The 23,231-nt window shown below is 56.6% G+C and carries 20 protein-coding genes and 1 tRNA gene; 9 read left to right on the top strand and 12 right to left on the bottom strand.

Annotated features, from left to right (window positions below):
- Window positions 1–57 precede the first annotated feature (57 nt).
- From thrB to BQ7114_RS03970, 10 genes are all read right to left on the bottom strand, one after another.
- On the bottom strand, window positions 58–987 hold the full coding sequence (gene thrB, locus BQ7114_RS03925) for a homoserine kinase (RefSeq protein WP_072342201.1): 930 nt from the start codon (window positions 985–987) through the stop codon (window positions 58–60).
- On the bottom strand, window positions 987–2,285 hold the full coding sequence (locus tag BQ7114_RS03930) for a homoserine dehydrogenase (protein ID WP_072342204.1): 1,299 nt from the start codon (window positions 2,283–2,285) through the stop codon (window positions 987–989). Before BQ7114_RS03930 ends, thrB begins: the two co-directional genes overlap by 1 nt.
- Window positions 2,282–3,697 (bottom strand): diaminopimelate decarboxylase, encoded by a 1,416-nt coding sequence (gene lysA, locus BQ7114_RS03935; protein ID WP_072342207.1) that lies wholly within the window; start codon window positions 3,695–3,697, stop codon window positions 2,282–2,284. Before lysA ends, BQ7114_RS03930 begins: the two co-directional genes overlap by 4 nt.
- A gap of 12 nt (window positions 3,698–3,709) precedes the next feature.
- A complete protein-coding gene (gene argS, locus BQ7114_RS03940) occupies window positions 3,710–5,389 on the bottom strand; it encodes an arginine--tRNA ligase (RefSeq protein ID WP_072344766.1) in 1,680 nt (559 codons plus the stop codon).
- A gap of 126 nt (window positions 5,390–5,515) precedes the next feature.
- The gene (locus tag BQ7114_RS03945; RefSeq protein WP_072342210.1) at window positions 5,516–5,965 is read right to left on the bottom strand and encodes a ribose-5-phosphate isomerase; all 450 of its coding nucleotides are present in this window, start codon (window positions 5,963–5,965) and stop codon (window positions 5,516–5,518) included.
- A gap of 119 nt (window positions 5,966–6,084) precedes the next feature.
- Window positions 6,085–6,157 (bottom strand) — tRNA-Arg (locus BQ7114_RS03950).
- Window positions 6,158–6,224: 67 nt separating this feature from the next.
- The gene (locus tag BQ7114_RS03955; protein ID WP_072342212.1) at window positions 6,225–6,995 is read right to left on the bottom strand and encodes a glycerophosphodiester phosphodiesterase family protein; all 771 of its coding nucleotides are present in this window, start codon (window positions 6,993–6,995) and stop codon (window positions 6,225–6,227) included.
- A gap of 3 nt (window positions 6,996–6,998) precedes the next feature.
- Window positions 6,999–7,838 carry a M23 family metallopeptidase gene (locus tag BQ7114_RS03960; RefSeq protein ID WP_083431730.1) on the bottom strand — a complete coding sequence of 280 codons (840 nt, stop codon included), beginning with the start codon at window positions 7,836–7,838 and terminating at the stop codon, window positions 6,999–7,001.
- A 186-nt stretch (window positions 7,839–8,024) separates the two neighbouring features.
- Window positions 8,025–9,089 carry a hemolysin family protein gene (locus BQ7114_RS03965; protein WP_072342214.1) on the bottom strand — a complete coding sequence of 355 codons (1,065 nt, stop codon included), beginning with the start codon at window positions 9,087–9,089 and terminating at the stop codon, window positions 8,025–8,027.
- Window positions 9,086–10,423, bottom strand: coding sequence for a hemolysin family protein (locus BQ7114_RS03970; RefSeq protein WP_143236852.1), 1,338 nt, complete (start codon window positions 10,421–10,423; stop codon window positions 9,086–9,088). Before BQ7114_RS03970 ends, BQ7114_RS03965 begins: the two co-directional genes overlap by 4 nt.
- Window positions 10,424–10,766: 343 nt before the next feature.
- Here BQ7114_RS03970 and BQ7114_RS03975 point away from each other — a divergent pair, with 343 nt between their 5' ends.
- The 7 genes from BQ7114_RS03975 (at window position 10,767) to BQ7114_RS04005 (ending at window position 20,714) form a co-directional block, all read left to right on the top strand.
- Window positions 10,767–14,411 carry a multifunctional oxoglutarate decarboxylase/oxoglutarate dehydrogenase thiamine pyrophosphate-binding subunit/dihydrolipoyllysine-residue succinyltransferase subunit gene (locus BQ7114_RS03975; protein ID WP_072342219.1) on the top strand — a complete coding sequence of 1,215 codons (3,645 nt, stop codon included), beginning with the start codon at window positions 10,767–10,769 and terminating at the stop codon, window positions 14,409–14,411.
- An 81-nt stretch (window positions 14,412–14,492) separates the two neighbouring features.
- A complete protein-coding gene (locus tag BQ7114_RS03980; RefSeq protein WP_072344772.1) occupies window positions 14,493–15,074 on the top strand; it encodes a GDSL-type esterase/lipase family protein in 582 nt (193 codons plus the stop codon).
- A gap of 40 nt (window positions 15,075–15,114) precedes the next feature.
- A complete protein-coding gene (moaA, locus tag BQ7114_RS03985) occupies window positions 15,115–16,149 on the top strand; it encodes a GTP 3',8-cyclase MoaA (protein ID WP_072342222.1) in 1,035 nt (344 codons plus the stop codon).
- Entirely contained in the window at window positions 16,149–16,385 is a 237-nt protein-coding gene (locus BQ7114_RS03990; RefSeq protein ID WP_083431731.1) for a MoaD/ThiS family protein, read from the top strand. The genes moaA and BQ7114_RS03990 overlap by 1 nt, the downstream gene beginning before the upstream one ends.
- Before the next feature lie 257 nt (window positions 16,386–16,642).
- A complete protein-coding gene (locus tag BQ7114_RS03995; RefSeq protein WP_083431732.1) occupies window positions 16,643–19,108 on the top strand; it encodes a DMSO/selenate family reductase complex A subunit in 2,466 nt (821 codons plus the stop codon).
- Between the two features lie 10 nt (window positions 19,109–19,118).
- Window positions 19,119–19,736 (top strand): DMSO/selenate family reductase complex B subunit, encoded by a 618-nt coding sequence (locus tag BQ7114_RS04000; protein ID WP_083431733.1) that lies wholly within the window; start codon window positions 19,119–19,121, stop codon window positions 19,734–19,736.
- A gap of 3 nt (window positions 19,737–19,739) precedes the next feature.
- Entirely contained in the window at window positions 19,740–20,714 is a 975-nt protein-coding gene (locus BQ7114_RS04005) for a dimethyl sulfoxide reductase anchor subunit family protein (RefSeq protein WP_072342228.1), read from the top strand.
- A gap of 66 nt (window positions 20,715–20,780) precedes the next feature.
- Here the strand turns inward: BQ7114_RS04005 and BQ7114_RS04010 are convergent, their stop codons facing one another.
- Together BQ7114_RS04010 and BQ7114_RS04015 are read right to left on the bottom strand one after the other, a co-directional pair.
- Window positions 20,781–21,227, bottom strand: coding sequence for a molybdenum cofactor biosynthesis protein MoaE (locus BQ7114_RS04010; RefSeq protein ID WP_072342231.1), 447 nt, complete (start codon window positions 21,225–21,227; stop codon window positions 20,781–20,783).
- Window positions 21,224–21,523, bottom strand: coding sequence for a DUF6457 domain-containing protein (locus BQ7114_RS04015; protein WP_072342234.1), 300 nt, complete (start codon window positions 21,521–21,523; stop codon window positions 21,224–21,226). The genes BQ7114_RS04010 and BQ7114_RS04015 overlap by 4 nt, the downstream gene beginning before the upstream one ends.
- A gap of 166 nt (window positions 21,524–21,689) precedes the next feature.
- On the opposite strand from BQ7114_RS04015, the gene BQ7114_RS04020 reads away from it, so the two are divergent.
- A complete protein-coding gene (locus tag BQ7114_RS04020; RefSeq protein WP_072342237.1) occupies window positions 21,690–22,337 on the top strand; it encodes a TorD/DmsD family molecular chaperone in 648 nt (215 codons plus the stop codon).
- A gap of 39 nt (window positions 22,338–22,376) precedes the next feature.
- On the top strand, window positions 22,377–23,225 hold the full coding sequence (locus BQ7114_RS04025; RefSeq protein WP_072342240.1) for a 4Fe-4S dicluster domain-containing protein: 849 nt from the start codon (window positions 22,377–22,379) through the stop codon (window positions 23,223–23,225).
- Window positions 23,226–23,231: the final 6 nt, after the last annotated feature.

Raw genomic sequence — 23,231 nt, forward strand, 5'->3', positions numbered from 1 at the left:
GCCCCCAATGCTATCAGTAAAACACTCGTTTTAAAAATATGATCGGCCCGCATAGCCCTACAGGCCTGCATTCGGACTCTCCCCACCCTCGCGGGAAGCCTCCATAGACGCGCCAGCGGGCGTAATACCGGGATTCTTTACCGTCCAGCCGGCAGCCTTCGCCTCATCCACAAGCTGTGGATCAAGCGTTCCAAACACGAGCACCGACGGGCCCGCGCCGGAAACTACAGCGGGTAGACCCTCGCCACGCAAATACTGCACAAGATCATAAGTTGATGGCATTGCCTTAGCGCGCTGCGCCTGGTGAAGACGATCCTCAGTCGCATCCAACAGATGTTCGAGCGGCGCTTGACCCGAAAGAATCAAAGCAAGAAGCGACGCCCTCGAAAGATTAAACGTGGCATCTTTGAGCGGAACCTGCTTCGGGAGCGCCGCCCGCGCTTGCTTGGTTGAAACCGCGAACTTTGGCGTTAAAACCCAAGCGTCAAGGTCTGCGCGGGGCGGCCTCACAACCGTTTTTGCTTCCGTTCCCATCCAAGAGAACGTTACTCCGCCAAAAATAGCCGGGGCAGCATTATCCGGGTGGCCCTCAATCTGCGTGGCCAGCTGGAACACCTCGTCCAACGACATCGATTCTTCGCCCACCAGGCCACGCGCCAACATCAAACCAGCCACCGCGGCGGCCGCTGACGAACCCATACCCGCACCGTGGGGAATCCGATTACGCGCTACCATCCGCAGTCCGACCTGCGGCATATCCAGGTATTCCAGCCCCTTGCGCACCGAACGAACAATCAGGTTGTCCTCGCCCTCGGGAACCTTTCCCGCGCCGTGTCCCATCACCTGCACGAATGTCTCGCCCACAACCGCGCGTAGCTCGACCTCGTCAAAAATACCAAGCGCCAACCCCGCGTGGTCAAAACCCGGACCCAAGTTTGCCGACGTCGCCGGCACCTTCACCCGAACAAAATCATTTGTGAGGCGCATTATGCCTCACCCTCAATTCGGAACACCGATGCGACCTCATCCACCACGGGCAAATCGCGTAGCTTAGAGAGGACTCCGTCCATGCTCTTCCCGGACGTGGCGCTGGTAGACAGGGTTACCCGCGCGGCCTCCCCCGGCTTGGTCATCTCCTGCGAGACAGTGATCAACGAAATGCCGCTTTGCCCAAATACCCCTGCAACTTCGGCCAGCACGCCTGGCTTATCTGCAACCAGCAGAGAAACCTGGAAGCGAGAAGACGCCATACCCGGACTCAAAATCGGTAGCTTCGCGTACCGCGACTCGCGCGGAGCGTGGCCGCCCAGAACGCGGTGTGAAGCGCCCGCCACCAAATCGGAAAGCACCGCTGAGGCCGTAGGAGCGCCTCCCGCACCCTGGCCATAGAACATGAGGCGGCCAGCAGACTCGTTGTCTAACAAAATCGCGTTAAACGCACCAGCAACCGTGGCAAGAGGGTGGGAAACCGGGATCAAAGCGGGGTATACCGCCGCAGTGATGCCTTCTTCACCAGCCGCGCTCGAACGCTCCGCCACCGCGATCAGCTTAATTACCATGTCTGACTTCGCAGCCTGCGCGATGTCCTCCGCAGTAATACTGCTAATCCCCTGCGCCTTAACATCTGCCATTGAAACGCGTGTATGGAATGCGAGCGAAGCCATAATTGAGCACTTCGCAGCCGCATCGAGCCCCTCAACGTCGGCCGTTGGATCTGCCTCTGCGAAACCAAGCTCCTGCGCCTTTGCCAGCGCATCCTTGTACGTAGCACCCGTCGTGGTCATCTGGTCAAGGATGAAGTTAGTAGTGCCATTCACGATTCCAACCAGGCGATTCACCCGGTCACCCGCGATCGACTCACGCAAGCCGTACACAATCGGAATCGCACCGGCCACGGCAGCCTCGTAATAAAGATCCGTGTCGTTTTGCTCGGCAAGCTCATAAAGCTCCGCGCCGTGCTTAGCCAGCAAAGCCTTGTTGCCAGTAATCACCGTTGAACCATTACCGAGGGCACGCTTCACGTATGTGAATGCGGGTTCAATACCACCGATCAGCTCGATCACGATGTCGGACCCGTCGATCGCCTCATTCGCATCCGTAGTGAGTAGAGCAGGATCAACCTCAAAATCACGCTTCGCATTCACATCACGCACCAACACCGACTGAACCTGCAAGCGCGCTCCCGCCCGTGCGGCCAAATCCGTTTGGTGCTCTTCAATCAGACGAATGACCTGCGAACCAACTGTGCCCGCACCTAGAACGGCAATCTTTTGAACACTACTCACTTTTCCTCCACCAGTTCAGTGGTGTTTAGCGCCGCGTCGCGCGCAAACAAATCCTCGAGCTTTTCCGGATAAATCAGCCAATGCGGCTCTCCCATGCCTACGCCGAGTGTGCCCGGACGAGTCAGCATGTTGTAGTTCGACGACATCGAATGCCCGTATGCACCCGTTGCGGGCACAGCAAGCACATCACCCTCGTGAATATCACCGGGCAATGCCACATCAGAAACCACCACATCACCAGACTCGCAATGCTTGCCTACCACGCGAGCCAGACGCGGCGGCGCATCCGAAACCCTGTTGGCCAGCAGCGCCGTGTACTTCGCTTCATAAAGAGCGGGACGGATGTTGTCCGACATACCCCCATCAACCGAGACGTATAGGCGCGAGCCTCCCTCAATCGGCACATCTTTAACCGTGCCCACCCGGTACAGCGTCACCACAGCCCGGCCGATCACCGACCGCCCCGGCTCCACTGACACATGCGGCATTTTAAGATCAAACTTCTCGCATGCCTCGCGAACCGCGCCCGCGAGCGTGCGCGCAATATCCTTTGGCGCGAGGGGCTGAGGGTCTTGTCCCGTGTACGTGATCGCGTAGCCGCCGCCCAAATCAAGTTCGTGGCAAACCACGCCTTCATCAGCCAACTGCTGTGCCAAAGACAACAAGCGCGAGGCGGACTCGGCGAAAGCCTCAAGGTCACGAATCTGGGATCCGATATGGGCGTGCAATCCCATAAACTCAAGCGAATCATGCGCCGCGATCTTGCGGACAGCCTCCAGAGCCGTACCCGCCGCTAACGACAAGCCAAACTTTTGGTCTTCATGCGCGGTTGCAATGAACGCATGACCACCGGCATGTACTCCCGTAGTCACCCGAATCATCACTCGGGCGCGGCGGCCCAACTCCTTCGCAATGCGAGCAACCCGCTCCACCTCGCCTATTGAATCAACCACAATTCGCGCAATGCCACGGGTTCCCGCGCTGATCGCCAAACGTAGCTCTTCATCCGACTTGTTGTTCCCGTGCAAACCCACCAGATCAGGATCTGCACCCGCACGAAGCGCGAGCGTCAATTCGCCCAAGCTCGCCGTGTCTACGCCCATGCCGGCGCTGGTGACCAGTTCAATCACGCGCCCGCTCATCAAGGCCTTAGCCGCGTAGTACGCCGAGCCTCCGCCCATGCCATAGCCGTCCCAGAACTCTTCGGCCATAACCGTAGCCCACACGTTCGCGCGGCCGTACAGATCGGCTTCGTCCAGAACATACAGCGGCGAACCGTATGATTCCACCAGTTGCAAAGCACTGACTTTACCTAACGAAAGCCCAGTTCCGTCATGCCGTGCACTCCACGGCCATAGATCTGGCCGTTCGCTTGGCCTCGGCGCCAAAAGATTACTGAGGTCGTGGCTCATTCCAGCGGCCCTCTACATACGCTCGGGGGCAGATACCCCAAGGAGATCTAGGCCGTTTCGCAGAACCTGCGCCACCGCATCGTTCAACCAGCGGCGAGCCACGTGACCAGTATCAACCTCTTCGTCCGCTCGCGGCGTCACGCGGCACTGCGCATACCAAGTGTGGTAAGCGCCAGCAAGGGTTTCAAGGTAGCGCGCCACGCGATGCGGCTCCAAAAACTCCGCCGCCTGAGCAACCACCGTTGGGTACTGCGCGAGCACACCCAATAACTGCCCATCTGCCGGGTGTGAAAGCGCCGCCGGATCAAACTCGGCGCTACGAGTAACGCCATGTTCCTCCGCGTTGCGCGCCACGTTAGCTGTACGAGCATGCGCGTACTGTACGTAGTAAACCGGGTTGTCATTAGTATTCTGCGACAACAAGTCAAGATCAATGTCGAGGTTTTGATCCATCGACGCGCGAGTAAGAGAATAACGAGCCGCATCCACGCCAACCGCATCCAGCAGGTCATCGAGCGTCACGATCGTTCCCGCACGCTTTGACATACGCACCGGCTTGCCGGAGCGGACCAGGTTAACCATCTGACCGATCAGAATCTCCAAGTTCTCATGCGGAACGTCACCAAATGCCGCGCACATAGCCATCATGCGACCGATGTAACCGTGGTGATCCGCACCCAGCAGATACACGGCCTTATCGGCCCCGCGCGCCCTCTTGTCCAAGTAGTACGCCAGATCGCCCGCAAAATAAGCTGCGTCGCCATCCGACTTCACCAGCACACGGTCCTTATCATCACCAAATTCGGTGGTGCGAAGCCACAGGGCGCCATCCTCTTCGAAAATGTGGCCCCGCTCGCGCAAAATCTGAATCGCTTCATCTACCGCACCGGACTCATGCAAAGAATCCTCGTGGAAGAACACGTCAAACTCAGACCTGAACTCCTTTAGCTTCACCTTAATCTCGGTGAACATGAGCTCCACGCCGCGAGCGCGGAACGCCTCCACGGCCTCGTTTTCGCTCAAATCCAGCGGATTTGGTTCGTCAGCCGCAAGCGAGTCGGCGATCACCTGCTTCGCGATGTCCTCAATATACTGGCCGCCATAACCATCCTCGGGCGCTGGCTGCCCCTTTGCACGCGCATACAGCGAGCGGGCAAAACGATCAATCTGCGCACCGTGATCATTGAAGTAGTACTCGCGAGTAACGTCCGCGCCAGCTGCCTTCAACAGGCGGGCCATCGAATCGCCAACCGCTGCCCAACGTGCGCCACCAAGATGAATGGGGCCGGTTGGATTAGCCGATACATATTCCAAGTTCACATGCTTGCCAGCCTGGGACTCGTTTCGGCCGTATTCCTTGCCCGCCTCCAAAATGGTGCGTGCAAGCTCGCCGGCCGACGCCGCATCCAAACGGACATTAATAAAGCCCGGGCCCGCCACCTCAGCCTGCGCAATACCGGCCTCGGATGCCAAACGCTTCGCAATAATCTGCGCGAACTCACGCGGATTCATCCCCGCCTTCTTCGCCAGACGCATCGCTATATTCGTTGCCCAATCACCGTGCTCGCGGTTACGCGGACGCTCCACCGTCACATCCTGCTCGATGTCCTCGGCATCCAAACTAATCGCACCGTCGCTCACGCAGCCGGTCAGAACCTCATGGATAAGCTTTTCTAAATCTTTAGGAGTCACGCCCCCAATCTTAAAGGCAAACCCCCGCCCCGCGTAACCAGCGCCCACCGAGCGAACAAAGCCACCCGAAGTCAAGGCAAACAAAAGGGCAGGCCCAAACCTGGACCTGCCCTCGATTGCCTTATATCAGTGGTTGTTCTCGTACTCGCTCATCAAACCAATCCGGTAAGCATGACGAGAATCGTCCGAGAACTGGGTGGCAAGGAACACATTCACAAAGTGAGCGGCCTCCTCCATTGTGTGCTGACGGGCACCAATAGCGATCACGTTCGCATCGTTGTGCTCGCGAGCCAACACCGCGGTGGCCTCATTCCACACCAGTGCCGCACGAACACCCTTCACGAGGTTCGCCGCCATCTGTTCGCCATTACCGCTACCACCGATCACAATGCCAAGTGAACCCGGTTCAGCCGCGACCGCCTCGCCACAAGGAATACACATCGTTGGGTATGCGTCGAGGGCATCGTACTCTGTTGCACCGTGGTCAACGACTTCGTGGCCTCCTTCCTTCAACATCTCAATCAGGTAGTTACGAAGCTCAAATCCAGCATGATCAGCTGCAATATGCACGCGCATTGCGACCTCCAAAGAAAGATTGTTTACCTAATTATTACACGAAGCCGCGGAACATAGTTGGCAAGCAAAATATGGCCCAGCAAAAGGGTCCTAACGCGCTTACATCGCGAAGTGCAAAGCGCCCCGAACAGGACTCGAACCTGCGACCTTCTGCTCCGGAGGCAGACGCTCTATCCGCTGAGCTATCGGGGCCTGGCTATCTGAAAAGCCGTTGTAATCGTACCAGTCAGGCAGAGAAACCGTTAAACGAGACCGACGATCACATGGATTTGCGGGCGCGAATAATCTCACGGACCAAAACCGGATCGTCCGAGATGATCGCATCCACACCAGCATCTAGCGCCTGCACGATCTCTTCTGGCTCATTCAGCGTCCACACGTGCACCGCAATGCCAAAGGAATGCGCGAAACTAACAAAGCGTTTAGACACCAGCCGGATATGACCAATCTTTAACGGAATTTGTGCAGCTACTACTCCGAGGCGCGACCAATCCTGCCGTGCAACCAGACGCGGCGTCTGTGTCTGCGCCGCAAGGAACAGACGCGCAACCTCCACTTGTCCCAGCGAAGTTCTAATCTCCGGCGCAACCTCTCTAATACGTTGCAGGCGGCCCGAATCAAATGAGGCTAAACACACTCTATCCATCGCTCCGTGAGCGCGGATGACCTCAAGCATTGGACGCCAAACGTCCTCTTCTTTCGCATCAATATTTAGCTTCAAATGAGGGAAGGTCTGCAAGATGTCAGCGAGGAGAACCGGGCCGCGCGCAGAGCCGTTGATCGTCATGTCTTGCAACTCTTCCAACGTGTGAGCCGAGACAAGACCAAAACCGTCCGAAACTCGATCCAGAATCGGATCGTGTATCAGCACAACGTGGCCATCAGCCGTCAGATGAGCGTCCGTTTCCACGAACTGAAAACCGAGCCTAGCGCAATTTTCGAATGCTTCCCACGAGTTTTCCGGAGCCAAGTTAGCGCCACCACGGTGAGCTACAACCAGCGGGGCTCCTCTACGAGGAACGTCATACATAAACTAGTCACAACCTTGGCCCGGCTGGCGAGCATTATTTTGCTGCAACCACACCATCGGATCCACCAGCTGATTGTCTTTATCATGCACCTCGAAGTGCAGATGTGGGCCCGTAGAAGTGCCCGTGTTACCCACCGAAGCGATCCGCTGTCCCGCGTGTACCTGATCCCCAGCCTTCACCAGGACATCCTCGGCATACATGTGAGCGTAACCGGTGTAAAACACCTCTCCATCGGACTTAGTATGCTTGATCAAAATCCAATAACCGTAGCCCTCCATGGGCTCCGATGCCTGCACCACGCCATCTGATGCGGCAAAAATAGGGGTACCATTCGGGCCGGCCATATCCAGCCCCTCGTGCAACTTGGAATAACCCAGAACCGGGTGAAACCTATAACCGAACGGGGACGCAATATTGAACGTTCCCTCAAGTAGCGGCCAGACAATAGGTGCCGACTCTGACACCGAGCGGTTACCGTTAGCGGGCATCACCTGCAAGCACTGCGAAATCTCAAGTGGGGTGCGAAGCTTTGCCCTCGAGGCCGCACCCGCAACCTCACGCAACCCCTCTGCCTCCGCAACAACGACATCAGCGCTTTTAGCCCACGAGGATTGTGCGGCCGGTGAAGCTACCACCTTTGAAGGTAGCGCAATTGAAGTTTCTGGCCCAACGAAACCAGTTAGCGGAACTGCCACGGTAGCTGCCGCAACAACGGCTACAAGACCGCCCTTCAAAAGGCTTAACCAACTTGGTTTTTGGATCTTTCGCTTCGAGGACGCTTCGGCCTGCTCGCGAAGCTGACGACGCGTAGGGAAAGGCGAGCCGTTTGGAGAACCATTCACAGGCAAAATAACAGATCCCTTCCCAACAGTGCGGAATAAGAGGTTGATTCACACGAACTCACACGGTGAATACATAACGAACTTATAACGCTGAGCCTCGCGGATCAACCCGTTTGAAAAAGCTGTGCACAGACTCACGCTCATCGCTTCAAACTGGCACCAATGAGCTACAAGCCCAAGTTCGACTCACGTATCCAGGTTGCGCTCAATGAGAACATCTTCACGCTGGAGCGAGTCCCTAACCTCGCCGACCAACTCCTCAATAACATCCTCCAAGAAGAGCACGCCAACCGTCTGGCCGTCCTTTACAACCTCCGCCAAATGCGTACCCGAGCCTTGCATAATGCGCAGTGCGTCCTCTACCTCGTCATCTGCCTGAACAACCGGCATCTCCCTAAAACGCCACTCATCCAATGGCAAGTCGCGTTGATCCGGGTCCGCGAACAAGATGTCCTTCAAGTGGAGATAAAAGACCGGCATGCCCTCTTCATCCACCACCGGGTAGCGTGAAAAACCAGTTTTTGCTACCTCACGCTCCAGTTGGGCAGGCGTCACGTCACGTGGCACGCTCACCAGCTCGTCAACCGGCACCATCACGTCACCAGCGTGCTCCTCCGAGAATTCGAGTGTTCCGCTCAGTAGACCGATCTCATCGTGAATCGTCCCTTCCTGCTGGGATAGCTCGACGATCGAGGCAACCTCCTCGGCAGTGAACGACGCGGCAACCTCGTGGCGAGGTTCCAAACCGAACAAGCGCACGAACCAGTTCGCCAGATGGTCAAGACTCACAACGACTGGACGCAACACGTGCCCTATCGCAACCAGTGGCGGAGCCAGAATCAACAGCGCCTTATCAGGAGCCGAAACCGACATGTTCTTCGGCACCATCTCCCCAAAAACCACGTGCAAGTACAACACCAGTAACAAGGCCAAAACAAACGCAACCGCATGCGCGGACGCGGCTGGAAGTCCCACGGAGTGCAAAGGACGCTCCACAAGCCTTGCAATAGCAGGCTCTGCAACCGCGCCCAACGAGGTTGAAGCGATCGTGATGCCCAGCTGGGAGATCGACAGCATCAACGAAACATTCTCAATGGCGTACAGGGCCGTCTTGGCGCCTCGTTTCCCCTCGTCTGCGAGCGGCTCTATTTGCGCCCGACGCGAAGAGGTGACAGCGAACTCGGCGGCCACAAAAAACGCATTCAAAAGGAGCAGGAACAGCGTGATTAGAAGGCCAGCAGTGATACTCATTTGGCATCCTCCTTGCCCTCATCCGTTTGTTCTGGCCAAGCTGCGCGCACCAGTATCTGATCGATGCGGCGCCCATCCATACGCAAGATCTCTAAAGTTGTGTTTTCAACCTGCACTTTGTCATGAGGTTCGCCGATACGGCCAAGCTTGAGCATCATGAACCCACCCAGGGTTTCGTACGGACCGTCCTCGGGAACGAAAATACCGGTGCGTTCCAGCAACTCGTCGGGACGAAGAGTGCCGGGTACCTTCCACGAGCCATCATTCTGGCGTCGAATGCCGTGACGACGGCGATCGTGCTCATCGGCAACTTCACCCACGATTTCTTCTACAACATCTTCCAACGTGACGATTCCCGAAGTACCACCGTATTCATCCACGACCACCGCGATTTGAAGACCTTCTGCGCGGAGCATAAGGAGCAGCGGAGCAAGCGCTAGGGTTTCCGGTACGCGGAGCACCTCCGAAGTGAGCGAGGAAGAGAGTACAGATACTTCGCTTCGCTTATCCCAAGGAACCGCGATAGCGCGGCGAAGCGACACGAAAGCCACGATATCGTCCGAGTCATCACCCACGATCGGGAAGCGCGAGTGGCCCGTAGTGCGCGCAAGCTCAACTACGTCGGCGGCCGAGGCAGACTCGCTCAAATAGACCATCCGACCACGGTCTGTCATCACGTCTATCGCAGTTAGTTCTCCAATGCCAATCGACTTGGTAAGTAGCGTCGCAGTTGAGGTGTCTAGCGTGCCTTCCTGCGCGGAGTGGCGCACCAATGCGGCAAGCTCTGACGCGGACCTGGCGGAAGAAATCTCTTCCATCGGCGTGATCCCCATAGCGTGCAACACCGCGTTTGCAGTATCGTTCAACACCTTAATAAGTGGGTGCAACAGCTTTGTAAACGCCGCCTGCACCGGCGTAACAAGGCTCGCGGTGTGGAAAGGATCGGCAAGAGCCATGTTTTTTGGAACCAGCTCGCCGAACAACATGGAGAACGCGTTTATGAAGATGACGGACAGCACTACCGCGATACTGGTGGCAAGCGTGAGAGCGAGGCCAAAGCTTGCAAACATCTTCGTGAACAGGTTCATCAAAGACACCTGCGTGGTGTAACCCAGCAGAATGGTTGTTAGCGTAATACCCACCTGCGCGCCCGAAAGCTGGGTGGACAGGATACGCAGTGCTTTAACAACCTGCTTCGCCTTCTTGTCGCCTTCATTTGCCCGACGTTCCACCGACGCAACATCTAAAGCCACATATGAAAACTCTGCGGCAACAAAAACAGCTGTGCCCAGCGTGAGAACAACTCCAAATAGGAGCATAAGAACGTCATATATCACCGGCTCATCACCGGCCTAAAACTTCGAGGAGGCTCATCTTTATGCATCTATCCCAGCTTAACCGTTTTTCCATACACGCGCGCAATAGGTGTTGATTACCTCATTGACCCTGGCTTTTCTGATCCCAATTAAGTCTTTTTCAAAGCCTCGAATCCCCTTCAACTTTTAAGGTCCAAGCCATAGGCGATTATCAGTTGAGCAAATAACTGTAAAATCTCTCTATATCAAGAGAAAACGGGGATTATTCGTCCTAAACTGATTGAAGTTGCAACGCCCGATCACCATCGAAGCGATCAACTGGAATCGTTGACAATATCGCGAGCCCAAGGAAACAAGAGCGATGACAGAATACACACCCGGCCCGATTCAAGCAGCACCCCGCCCTCCGGCCCCGCCTGCCCCCCATGATCCGTCTAGGATCTCCGCGGACTCCGCTCCCGTAGAGGCCTCTGCTCCAATCGCCGCGTCCGCGTCGCGTTTCAACCCGAACGCTATCGACGAGACTCGCGCAGACCTCCCTCCCATTCCTAAGTCCAAGGTCGCCGAGGCAACGTCGCCCTACACCCGCCTTGCAAAGGCTCGTGCCGCGTCCATACTCAACAATGAGACGCGTTCCGAGGATGAGACCGAAACCCTGAAGGGAGCGTTCCGCGCCGTTGCGAAGAACATGGAAAGCTCCCTCGAGGTGCCCACTGCAACCTCGGCCCGTCAGATTCCTGCCAAGCTCTTGATTGAAAACCGTGCGGTTATTAACGGCCACCTCGCCCGCACTCGCGGCGGCAAAGTTTCTTTTACCCACCTCATCGGCTACGCGCTTGTTGAAGCCCTAGTAGAGATGCCGTCAATGAACGTGCGCTACACGTTTGACGAAAAGGATAAGCCTGCCGTTGAGCACCTCGCGCATGTTGGCTTCGGCCTCGCAATCGATATTCCTTTGAAAGATGGGAACCGCATGCTCATGGTTCCCGTCATCAAAGAAGCCGACACGCTAACGTTTGCCGAGTTCGTTGCCTCTTACGAGGACATCGTTAAGCGGGCTCGCGAAGGCAAGTTGGGCGCCGGCGACTTCCAGGGTGGCACCGTTACACTTACCAACCCGGGAACAATCGGAACTACGCACTCTGTTCCCCGCCTTATGAAGGGCCAGGGATCGATCATTGGTGTAGGCGCAACGGACTACCCTGCCGAGTGGGCGGGAGCCTCACCGCAACGCCTTGCAAAAATGGGCGTTGGCAAGATCATGACGATGACGTCTACCTACGATCACCGCATCATCCAAGGCGCGGCTTCTGGAGAACTTCTGCGAATGGTGTCGCGCAAGCTTGCCGGTCAAGACGGGTTCTACGACCGCGTGTTCGACTCTATGCAGGTTCCCTATGTGCCATACCGCTGGGAGCGCGACAAGGAATACAACGAGGAGCGCGAGAAGGGCAAGCCCGCACGCATTGTGGAGCTTATCCACGCCTACCGCGTTGCCGGTCATCTCGCCGCCAACACCGACCCGCTCGATTACAAGGTTCGCCGCCACCCCGACCTCAATCTGTCGACGTACGGGCTGAACGTATGGGACCTGGACCGCTCGTTCCCAACCGGCGGCTTTGGCGGCCGCGACCACATGACGCTACGCGAAATCCTCGAACAGCTTCGCGACACCTACACCCGCTCCACCGGCATCGAATACATGCACATGGTTGATCCGGCCCAACGCGAATGGATTCAGGAGCACGTTGAGAAGCCTTGGGAGAAGCCCACGCTTGAAACCCAGCGTCACATCATGACGATGCTGAATAAGGCCGAAGCTTTTGAACATTTCTTGCAAACCAAGTACATCGGCCAAAAGCGATTCTCGCTGGAAGGTTCCGAGTCGCTGATTCCGCTTCTGGACCGCGTACTTTGGGTGGCCGCTCACGATGGGATCGCTGAGGTTGCCATCGCAATGGCACACCGCGGCCGTCTGAACGTGCTGGCCAACATTGCCGGCAAATCCTACGGCCAGATCTTCTCGGAGTTTGAAGGCAACCAGGATCCTCGCTCTGTCCTTGGATCCGGTGACGTTAAGTACCACCTGGGCACCGAAGGTATCTTCACTTCGGACGACGGCGCAGCAACGAAGGTCTACCTCGCCGCTAACCCATCCCACCTCGAAGCTGCCGACGGTGTACTGCAGGGCGTTGCTCGCGCAAAGCATGACAAGCTGAACGAGCCCGGCTGGCCGATTCTGCCAATCCTGATCCACGGTGACGCCGCATTCGCCGGCCAGGGTGTAGTTTATGAGACCCTGAATATGAGCAGGGTCCCCGCCTACCGCAACGGCGGCACACTACACGTGATCATCAACAACCAGATCGGCTTCACCACGCCGAACACGGTGGCGCGCTCCACGAAGTACGCAACCGACATGGCCAAAGGCCTGCAGATTCCAATCTTCCACGTAAATGGTGACGATCCGGAAATGGTTGTGCGCGTCGCAAAACTCGCCTTCGCGTTCCGTCAGAAGTTCAACAAGGACGTCATCATCGACCTGGTCACCTACCGCCGCCGCGGACACAACGAGGGCGACGACCCGTCGATGACCCAACCGGTCATGTACTCCCTGATTGACCGCACGCTCACCACACGTGACCGCTACACCAAGGACCTTATCGGCCGCGGCGATATTACCGAAGAAGAGGCCGACAAGGCACTGGCCGAATACAACGCGCTACTGGACCAGATCCTCGAAGAAACGAGAGGCGCGGACAAGGCCGCAGTGTCGGGCGAAACCGTTGCAGGCCTGGAACGCCCCGAAGCGCAACGCGCGGGCGAAGGCATGATGATCGGTTGGGAATCGGCAGTAACCCGCGAAGTTATTGAACGCATCGGTGATGCACACCTAGCCATCCCAGAAGGATTTACGCCGCATCCCAAGCTTGCGAAGCTACTCGAAAAGCGTCACAAGATGTCGCGCGAGGGCAAGATCGACTGGGGCTTTGGTGAACTGATCGCGTTTGGCTCGCTACTCATGGAAGGCACCCCGGTTCGCATGTCCGGCCAGGACGCGCGCCGCGCTACCTTCGTGCAGCGCCACGCCGTCCTCCACGATCACAACGATGGTCGCGAGTGGACGCCGCTGAACTTCCTGGTGGACGAGCAGCCTAAGCTCGACATTAACGACTCAACGCTCTCTGAGTACGCACCAATGGCGTTCGAGTACGGCTACTCGCTGGAGCGCCCTGAAGCACTGGTTCTTTGGGAAGCCCAGTTTGGTGACTTCGCTAACGGCGCGCAGACCGTCGTTGACGAGTTCATCTCATCCGCGGAACAGAAATGGGATCAGCGTTCCTCCGTGACGCTACTGCTCCCCCACGGATATGAAGGCCAGGGGCCGGACCACTCCTCGGCACGCATCGAGCGCTACCTGCAGTTGGCTGCGGAAGACAACATGTGGATCGCCCAGCCGTCCACTCCGGCAAACTACTTCCACCTGCTTCGAACGCAGGCGTACAAGCGCCCGCGTAAGCCACTGATCGTGTTCACGCCCAAGCAGTTGCTCCGCCTTTCCGCAGCATCTTCCGCAGTTGAGGATTTCACCTCCGGCCACTTCCAGTCCGTAATCGGTGAAGCGGACGAGGCCATCACCGCAGGCGCGCAAGCAGTTGATCGAGTGATTATGTGCTCGGGCCGCGTCTACTACGACCTCGTGAAGGAACGCCAGCGTCGCGGTGATAGCAAGACCGCGATCGTGCGAGTGGAGCAGTACTACCCGCTTCCGCTAGATGAACTGAAAGCAGCGATTGCACCATTTGGCGACGCCGAACTGGTATGGGTGCAGGATGAGCCGCAAAACCAGGGCGCTTGGCCGTTCCTGGCGCTCAACCTGTTCACCCAAATCGACCGCAAGGTCAAGGTAGTATCACGCCCGGCGGCCGCATCTCCGGCAGCTGGCACCATGGCTCTGCATAAGTACCAGCACGAGATTTTGATGGAGGGCGCGTTCGAACGCTAAAAGACCACGGGGCGGGGCTGGCGTTAGCCGGCCCCGCTTTGCGTGTATTGTGAAGGGCTGAAGGAGACGATTGTGAACGACATCAGGCTTTGCGTGATCGGTGACGAACTCGTAGCGGGAACGGGTGACCCTCGTGCCCTCGGATGGATTGGAAGAGTGCTTGCACGCACCAACGTCCCAGAAACCATGAACGTGTTTCCCCTTGCCATGCCGGGAGAATCCACCACCGAAATGTCACAGCGCTGGGAAAACGAGTGCATGCCGAGATTCAAAGACGGGGCCGATAACCGCCTCATCATCGCCGTCGGCAAACAAGATGTGGAGACTGGGCTTTCCACACCCCGAACCCGCCTCAATCTTGCCAATATGGTGGATGTTTCTACCCAACTGGGCATCAAAGTAATGATTGTGGGACCTCCCCCACTTCAAACTTCCGATTCGCGCCAACTGTCAGAGGTTGTACGCGCTTGCCGCGAGGTTGCCGAACGCAGGTCCATCCCCTTTGTGGACACGTTCTCGCCCCTGCTAACACACGACCAGTGGCACGACGATCTCGCGATGTCACAGACCGGCCTGCCAAACCAGGCGGGCTATGGGCTACTGGCGTGGATCGTGTTGCACAACAACTGGTTCGAGTGGATAGGCCTCCCTCCTCGTGCATAGAATCGGTTAGTCAATTTATTCATGAAGATATGTGAGTGATATGCAGTCAAATACGCAGTTAGGGGTTCTAGCTGACAGGTTTGGTCGTGTTGCTCGCGATCTGCGTGTCTCTTTGACGGACCGTTGCAACCTGCGCTGTCAATACTGCATGCCGGCCGAAGGCCTGGAGTGGCTTCCAACGGAAAACACTTTGAGTGATGAAGAAATCCTGCGCTTGATCCGTGTCGGTATCGAAATGCTTGGTATCGAGCAGGTGCGCTTTACCGGAGGGGAGCCTCTACTGCGCCGCTCGCTTGAACAAATCGTTTCACAGACCAAGGCCATGATTACCCATTTGGGCGCGCCGCCACAGATTTCGATTACCTCCAACGGACTTGGACTCGACAAGCGCGCCGAAGCGCTTGCTAAAGCCGGCGTGTCACGGGCAAACATTTCACTCGACTCTCTTGACCCGCAGCGGTACGCATCCATTGCCAGGCGGGACAGACTAGCCGACGCGTTGCGTGGTATCGAAGCAGCAGACCATGCCGGAATGAATCCAATCAAGATCAATGCCGTTGCTATGAAGGGCATCAATGAAGACGACATCGTCGAGCTTCTAGCCTTCTGCCTCGACCACGGTTACCACCTACGTTTCATTGAGCACATGCCGCTTGGCCCCGCCCATTCATGGAGGCGTGACCAGCTACTTACGCAGGCCGACATTTTGGAGCGGCTTTCAACGAAATTCGAGCTAACTCCCTCCTCAACGCCACGCGGTTCAACTCCAGCCGAGCTTTGGGACGTAGCCGCGAGCGCGGACCACCCCGCCGGAGATGTGGGCGTCATTGCTTCTGTAACGAACCCGTTTTGCGCGGACTGTGACCGCACGCGGATCACGGCTGATGGGCAGATCCGTACCTGCCTATTTGCAACCACGGAAACAGACTTACGTGGCCCGCTAAGAGCCGGAGCCAGTGACGAAGAGCTGGCAAGCATTTGGATGGGTGCCACCGAACAGAAGCAAGCCGGGCACGGCATGGGCAGGCCCGATTTTCAATCCCCGAAACGCACAATGTCAAGGATTGGTGGATAGTGGCTACGATACGCCTCTTTGCCGGCGCGGCCGAAGCCGCCGGGTGCTCAACCATTCGCGTCGAACCTGCACCAACCGTTGCAGGACTACTCCAGCAGGTTAGTGCGGGAAACGACGTGCTAGAGAGAGTTGTTTCCCGCTCATTGCTACTGGCTGAGGGCAAGAAGGTTCTCCCAACTGATTCCGCAGAATCGATCGACACTCTCGACGTCCTCCCTCCATTCGCCGGGGGATAATTTAAACCTAATTGCAGGCGTTGCTCGAAACCCGAGTGACGCCTTTTTTCTTGAGACAATCCTTTAGTGGGTCAATCGATACCGTATTTTGCGCATCTAAGAACGAGTTTATTAACACGATTGTTTTTAATTTCACCACGGTTTTCTATTTATGAAAATGCGCAACGTGACTTTCTGGCAGAAACATAGGGATATGAGTCACACAAAATGAGCCAGTCATAGGATTCAAGGAAAGTTGCAGATTTGAGGAGGAAATCGTGTCCTTGGCCGACGTTAAACCACGAGAGGGCGCATCGGGCCCCTCCCGTCGTTCATTTTTGAAATGGAGCGCCGTCGCAGGAACCGCGACCGCGCTAGCCTCATCCCCCGCAGTGTTCTCCGGCAAGCCGGGCATTGGTGAAGTAAACCAAGCGTTTGCCGTTGAAGGCCACCCGGAAGCAGAAAAGACAGTTTGGAACGCCTGCGTTATCAACTGCGGTTCCAGGTGCCCACTTCGACTACAGGTTAAAGATGGACAGGTTGTTCGCGTGCTTCCCGATAACACGGGTGACGACGGCCTATTTACCCGTCAGATCCGCGCGTGTGTACGCGGCCGCTCAATGCGTCAGCGCATTCACAACCCCGACCGCATTAAGGTTCCTCTAAAGCGTAAAGAAGGCACCAAACGTGGTGCAGGAGAATGGGAAGAGATTTCCTGGGATGAGGCTTTCGACCTAGTTGCTGAGCGCTTGAAGTACACGTACGACACGTACGGTCCGCAGGCGGTTTACCGCAACTACGGTTCGGGTACTTGGAACGCCCACATTGCAACCAGTGCGGGATGGCAGAAGCTATTCAACCTCATGGGCGGGTACCTCGGTTACTACGGTAACTATTCCTACGCTCAGATTGGCACGATCACCAAGTACTTCTACGGCTCCCCCGACGAGCAGATTTCAAACTCGTTCGAGGACGCCGCACTGCACTCCGACCTCCTCGTCCTTTGGGGTAACAACCCGATGGAAACACGCATGTCGGGCGGTGGTCTCACGTTCACCTCACTGTGGGCGAAGAAGCACGGCAAGTGCAAGATCATCGTGATTGACCCCCGCTACTCCGATTCCGCTCAGCTACTGGCCGATCAGTGGGTGCCGATTCGCCCCGGAACTGATGCCGCTCTTGTGGCCGGTCTGGTTCACGTGATGCTCGAAGAAAACCTGCACGACCAGGAATTTTTGGACAAGTACACGATTGGCTTCGACGAGGATCACATGCCGGAAGGGGCTCCAAAGAACGCCTCTTACCGCTCCTACATTGAAGGCAAGGGCGAAGACGGCGTTGAGAAGACCCCCGAGTGGGCTTCTAAGATCACCGGCATCCCCGCGCACACCATCCGCCAACTCGCCCGCGAGATTGCAGGTGCGAAGGCCTGCAACATCTCCCAGGGTTGGGGACCGCAACGCCATGCCAATGGCGAGAACCAGGCAACCTCGATCTACCTACTCGCTTGCGTGACCGGTAACGTCGGCATTGCAGGCGGCGGCACGGGTGGACGTGAAGGCTACTACTGGCCAATTACCAAGTGGCTCGACAATGGCGAGAACCCCTGCAAGGCGCAGATCTCTTGCTTCGGATGGACCGAGGCAATCGATCGCGGTGAAGAAATGACCGCAACCCGTGACGGTGTGCGCGGCGTAGACAAGCTAGACACCGGCATTAAGTTCCTGCTAAACTACGGGACCAACATGCCGGGCTCGCAGCACGCGGACCTCAACCGCACGCGCGAACTTTTGCAAGACGAAACCAAGTGTGAATTCATCCTCGCCATCGACAACCAAATGACGCGAAGCGCAGAGCTTGCCGACTTGGTCCTACCCGACACCACAACAGCAGAACGCCATGACCTCGTGCCCTCCGAATACACGGGCGACATGGCCTACCTGCTCATCGTGGACAAGGCTATCGATCCGCTATACAACTCGATGCCCGCATACGAAATGGTGCGCGAGGTTGCAAAGCGACTCGGATTCGAAAAAGAGTTCGAGGACGACCTAGAAACCCTAGCCCGCAAGATGCAGGCCGAAACGGTTCGCGAGCACCCCGAGTTCCCGAGCTGGGACGAGCTACGCGAAATCGGCGTATACCGCTACCAGAACCCCGAGGGCACAACGATTGCGCTAAAGGACTTCCGTGAGGATCCCGAAGCCAACCCGCTTGAGACACCATCGGGCAAGATCGAGATTTACTCGACACAGCTGGCAGAAATGGCAAAGACGTGGGAGTTCCCCGATGCCAAGCCGGGCGACGAAATTTCGCCAATCCCGAAGCACCTTGCAACTTGGGAAGGTGCGGAAGATGCACGCACAAACAAGGAATATCCTCTGCAGTGCATTGGTCACCATTACAAGCAGCGCACGCACTCCACTTACGGCAACCTGTCGTGGCTTAATGAAGCGCACCCCCAGATGGTGTGGATCAACACCATCGATGCCAAGGAGCGCGGCATCGAAAACGGTGACCAGGTATTAATCCGTAACGATCGTGGACGGGTTCGCATTCAAGCACGAGTTACCAGCCGTATCGCTCCCGGAGTTATTTCCCTTCCTCAGGGCGCGTGGAGCCGATTCGATAAGGACGGCGTGGACGCCGGTGGCGCAGTCAACACGTTGACTAGCTGGCACCCAACGCCGGTCTCTAAAGGCAACGGCCAACACACTGCCCTCGTTCAGGTAGAGAAGGCTTAGGAGGTTTATTGTGGCTGCAAAACTTGGTTTTTACTTTGATCAAACCGCTTGCAACGGATGCAAGGCCTGCCAGATCGCTTGTAAGGACAAGCACGACACGCCCATTGGTGTGAACTGGAGGCGCGTAGTTGAGTACACGGGAGGCTCTTGGCAACAAGACGGTGACACGTTCACCCCGAACGTGTTCTCTTACTACACTTCCATCTCTTGTAATCACTGCGAGAACCCGATTTGTGTGCAGGTATGTCCCACCACCGCAATGAGCCAGGACGAAGACGGCGTTGTTACCGTTGATCCGGGTAAGTGTGTTGGTTGCCGTTACTGCGAATGGGCCTGCCCTTACTCGGCCCCGCAGTTCAACGCGGATCTGGGTTACATGACTAAATGTGACCTCTGCTCGGACTACCGTGCTACGGGACAAAACCCCGCGTGTGTAGATGCCTGCCCCTCCCGTGCATTGGACTGGGGGCCGATAGATGAGCTACGCGAAAAGTACGGCGACATCCAAGCCGTGGCACCGCTACCAGATCCATCTATTACCAACCCGAACCTAGTAGTTACACCCCACCGCGACGCTCAACCGTGGAACAACCCCTCCGGTGAGATCGCTAACCGAGAAGAGGTCTAGAAAGTGAACGTTCATGAATGGCCATTAACAGCTTTCACCATTCTTGCGCAAATGGCGGTAGGAGCTTTTGTCACGCTAGGCCTAGTAAACCTATTCGCGCAGACCAAGTACTCCAGTAAGACTGTAGATCGTTTGGCCAAGCCTGCCCTCTACGCAATCGGACCGGTCATGGTGCTAGCATTGCTTGCTTCCATGTTCCACCTTGGCAATCCCCTGAATGCGCCCAACGCGATCCGTCACGTCGCCACTTCGTGGCTGGCACGTGAAATCCTGTTTGGCGCTGGCTTTGCCGTACTTGGATTCATCTTTGCAGCTGCCACCTGGTTTGGCTGGTTCAACGCAAAAATCCGTAACGCACTAGCTATCTTCACCGCCATCTGGGGCCTGGGGTTCATCTGGGTAATGGCCCACGTGTACATGCTTCCAACCGTTCCTGCATGGAACCATTGGACCACCCCCGCCACCTTCTACATCAGCGCGGCCCTAACCGGTAGTCTTGCAATCGCCCTGGCTTTCAGTGCCTGGCCGATTGTCTCAACAAAATGGCCCAAACTGGACCACGCTCTAACCGGGGCTAACAAGAGCTCGAACGATCCGGCGCAGGCACGCGCAGATATTCAAACTGAACGCGAAACCATCAGCCTGACCAACCAGGCAACCAAATGGATCGCAATTACCACTATCGCGATGCTCGCACTCCAACTAGTGGTTGGCACCTACGCCGCCGCGAAACCGGCCGGGCCCAACCCCGCCGAAGTTGATCCATCGCCAACCTGGTACGCCATTCGCCTAGTCCTGCTTATCATCGGCGCGGGCATCATTGGCCTCTACCTGACCCTAACCACCCACAAGAACCTCGAGGGTAGCCAGCACAAGTCACTGCTAGCCCTCACCCTCACCAGCTTTGCCCTCGTAACCATCAGCGAGATCATCGCCAGGTTCCTCTTCTACGGAGAGATGAACAGGATCGGAATATAAGCCGGTAAGGACATGCATTTGAGGGCCACAAACACTTCGTTTGTGGCCCTCACGCTATTATCTGCATCAACTCGAACTTTGGATGTCAGCTATGCCTGTCCACTCGTGGTTACCATCTGGAAAATTCTGTTTCTTCCAAACCGGAACGCGAGCCTTAATCTCATCCACAAAATCACTGGTGGCACTGAACGCCATTGACCGATGCGAGGCAGCAACGACAACAACCATCGCAGTCTCCCCCACTCGAACATGCCCAACGCGGTGAACCGCGGAAACAGCATGTACTCCCTCGCGGCCAGCAATCTCCTCAGCAATCTCACGCAAAATCTCTTGTGCAATCTCATGCGAGGAATACTCGATTGACTCCACGTCCCTGCCCTGGTCATGGTTACGAACCACACCGTTGAACGTGATAACTGCGCCTGCCTTGTCATCCGTAGTGGCAGCTACGACCTCGGCCTCATTAAAAGGTTCCGGGCTAATCTCAACGCGAACAACGCGGCCACCGCTCACTTAGATTCCTCCACGAAATTTTCCTCAATATCAGCAATCAAAGAAGCGATTTTAGCGCGTGCCGTTGCCACCGTGGCTTCATTGTCACCGCCAGCCTGACCGGCAGCTAAACCAACCAAGAAAGCGGTGAGCGGGGTGCCCGGACGCGAGGTGTTATGCGCAGTCATCTGCGCGAGCTTCAACAAATCGACTTCTAGATCCAGAACGACATCCTTATCCACCTCGATTGTTTGCGCGGCGCGCGTGAGCCACTCACGCATGCGTTCCATTTTCTGTGGATCGTCTCTGCGCCCCATGTGACCTCCTAAATCTCAGTGCGCTAGATGCTCTTTCAATACTGCAACTATGCAATTCTAAGCCGCACGGAGGTCAACCGCTCACCGAGTACGACCAGCACCGGACATACAAGGTTAGATAAACTAACAGAACTAAACATTGCAACTAATGTGAGGATTGGCAGGCATGACCGTTTCAGCTGTGGAACAGGCCGAACGCATCTCGGCAGCTGGCAAAGTACTATCTCAGCTGTATCTGAGTGCTCCCGCAGAGCAGCTACGCGAAGCGATGTATTCTGCTCAAATGCTGAACGACTGGCCCCTCACTGACTCAAACTCTATTCAAGGAGTGCGCACCCTTCTTAGCTCGCGCCCCGAAAGCGAAGAAGAAATCAAACGCGACCACCTCTACCTGTTCGTTGGAGCCGGCCGAGCCCTCGCACAACCGTACGAATCGGTACGCACGTCTGAAGAGGGTCTCGTTTTTGAAGAAGAAACGTTTGCCGTGCGCGCCGCCTACGCGAAATTCGGGCTTCGCGCCCCCAACTTTAACCGCGAACCCGATGATCACATTGGCCTCGAAATCGCGTTTTTGAGCGACCTCGCGAGACGTGCTGCCGAGCAGCTAGAGACCGGCGAGGACGCGGAAGAAATTCGCACGGCAATGCGCGACTTCCTATTTGACCACCTCGATCGGTTTGCGGGAGGAGTTGTTGAGGACGTTCGCAAGCACGCAAAAACCGCCCTGTACAAGGCCGTTGCCGAGTTCACGCTCGGTTTCGTTGATAGCGTTCGCGCGTTCGTTGAAACAGCAGGCACAAATGCGGCCCAATAGTCTTGCTAACACAGCAATATCGCGAACAGAGCTCCACTCATGAATGCGAGTCTGCTTAGTTGGATCGGCGATGAGGAGCCCGTCATAACTCTCATCTGTGGCTCCGCTACCCGAACGTACAACAAATCCACTACGCCCCTTCGCGTTGAAGGATGCATTGCCGACACTCCGCTGGCCCTCGCCCCGCAGATTTTAGCTTGTGGGGCCGAAGCGCTCAGCGTTGATGTGGATGCTTGCGAGTGCGCGAACCACGAGCGGGCACGCGAACGATTCGAGGTATGGCAGAACCTGCTCGGGCCAAGGATCAGCGAGTACCAGGGAAGACCCCCTCGATTCCGCCCCGCGAAGGAGGTCTTGACGAACTCTGCTCCAGTTTCACGGCGGGCACTGTTTGGGCTGAGTTCGGATAGTTCATTACCCGTGGATATTTCCGGCAACGAGAGTGCGCAACTGAGCGCCGCCCTCGTAAGCCTGGGAATAGAGCCTGAAATAGCTGACGAGTTTGCAGCTCCCCCAAGCGCGCCACGCCTGATAATCAGTAGTTGCACTGCCTGCGGCGTGTGCGTATCCGCGTGTCCAACCCACGCCCTCGCCCTCGAAAATACAAATGAAAAAGGTAGCTCCACCGCTGTTTTGATACACGATCGCACGATCTGTGAAGGTACTGCGAGGTGTATCGAACTATGCCCCGAAGGTGCGATAAGCCGCGGAGACTCTCTTTCCCTGGCTGAAATGAAACGCGTGGAAGTTGCGCGCGTGCAAACCGCGAAGTGTCGCAAATGCCAATCGCTATTCGAAGATGACGGTGAAGACCTGTGCCCCACATGCAGGCACGTTGAGCAAGATCCATTTGGGTCCTGGCTGCCGCCCGGCTTTGAAAGAAAGTAGAAACGA

The organism is Actinomyces urinae, assembly GCF_900119695.1.
Taxonomy (GTDB): domain Bacteria; phylum Actinomycetota; class Actinomycetes; order Actinomycetales; family Actinomycetaceae; genus Gleimia; species Gleimia urinae.

Excerpts from the sequence above, each read along its gene's own strand:
- lysA (WP_072342207.1), bottom strand. The coding sequence starts at position 3,697 with ATGAGCCACGACCTCAGTAATCTTTTGGCGCCGAGGCCAAGCGAACGG.
- BQ7114_RS03955 (WP_072342212.1), bottom strand. The coding sequence starts at position 6,995 with ATGTATGACGTTCCTCGTAGAGGAGCCCCGCTGGTTGTAGCTCACCGT.
- BQ7114_RS03965 (WP_072342214.1), bottom strand. The coding sequence starts at position 9,089 with ATGAGTATCACTGCTGGCCTTCTAATCACGCTGTTCCTGCTCCTTTTG.
- BQ7114_RS03975 (WP_072342219.1), top strand. The coding sequence starts at position 10,767 with ATGACAGAATACACACCCGGCCCGATTCAAGCAGCACCCCGCCCTCCG.
- BQ7114_RS04020 (WP_072342237.1), top strand. The coding sequence starts at position 21,690 with ATGACCGTTTCAGCTGTGGAACAGGCCGAACGCATCTCGGCAGCTGGC.
- BQ7114_RS03945 (WP_072342210.1), bottom strand. The coding sequence starts at position 5,965 with ATGCGCGTGCATATTGCAGCTGATCATGCTGGATTTGAGCTTCGTAAC.
- moaA (WP_072342222.1), top strand. The coding sequence starts at position 15,115 with ATGCAGTCAAATACGCAGTTAGGGGTTCTAGCTGACAGGTTTGGTCGT.
- BQ7114_RS04015 (WP_072342234.1), bottom strand. The coding sequence starts at position 21,523 with ATGGGGCGCAGAGACGATCCACAGAAAATGGAACGCATGCGTGAGTGG.
- BQ7114_RS04025 (WP_072342240.1), top strand. The coding sequence starts at position 22,377 with ATGAATGCGAGTCTGCTTAGTTGGATCGGCGATGAGGAGCCCGTCATA.
- thrB (WP_072342201.1), bottom strand. The coding sequence starts at position 987 with ATGCGCCTCACAAATGATTTTGTTCGGGTGAAGGTGCCGGCGACGTCG.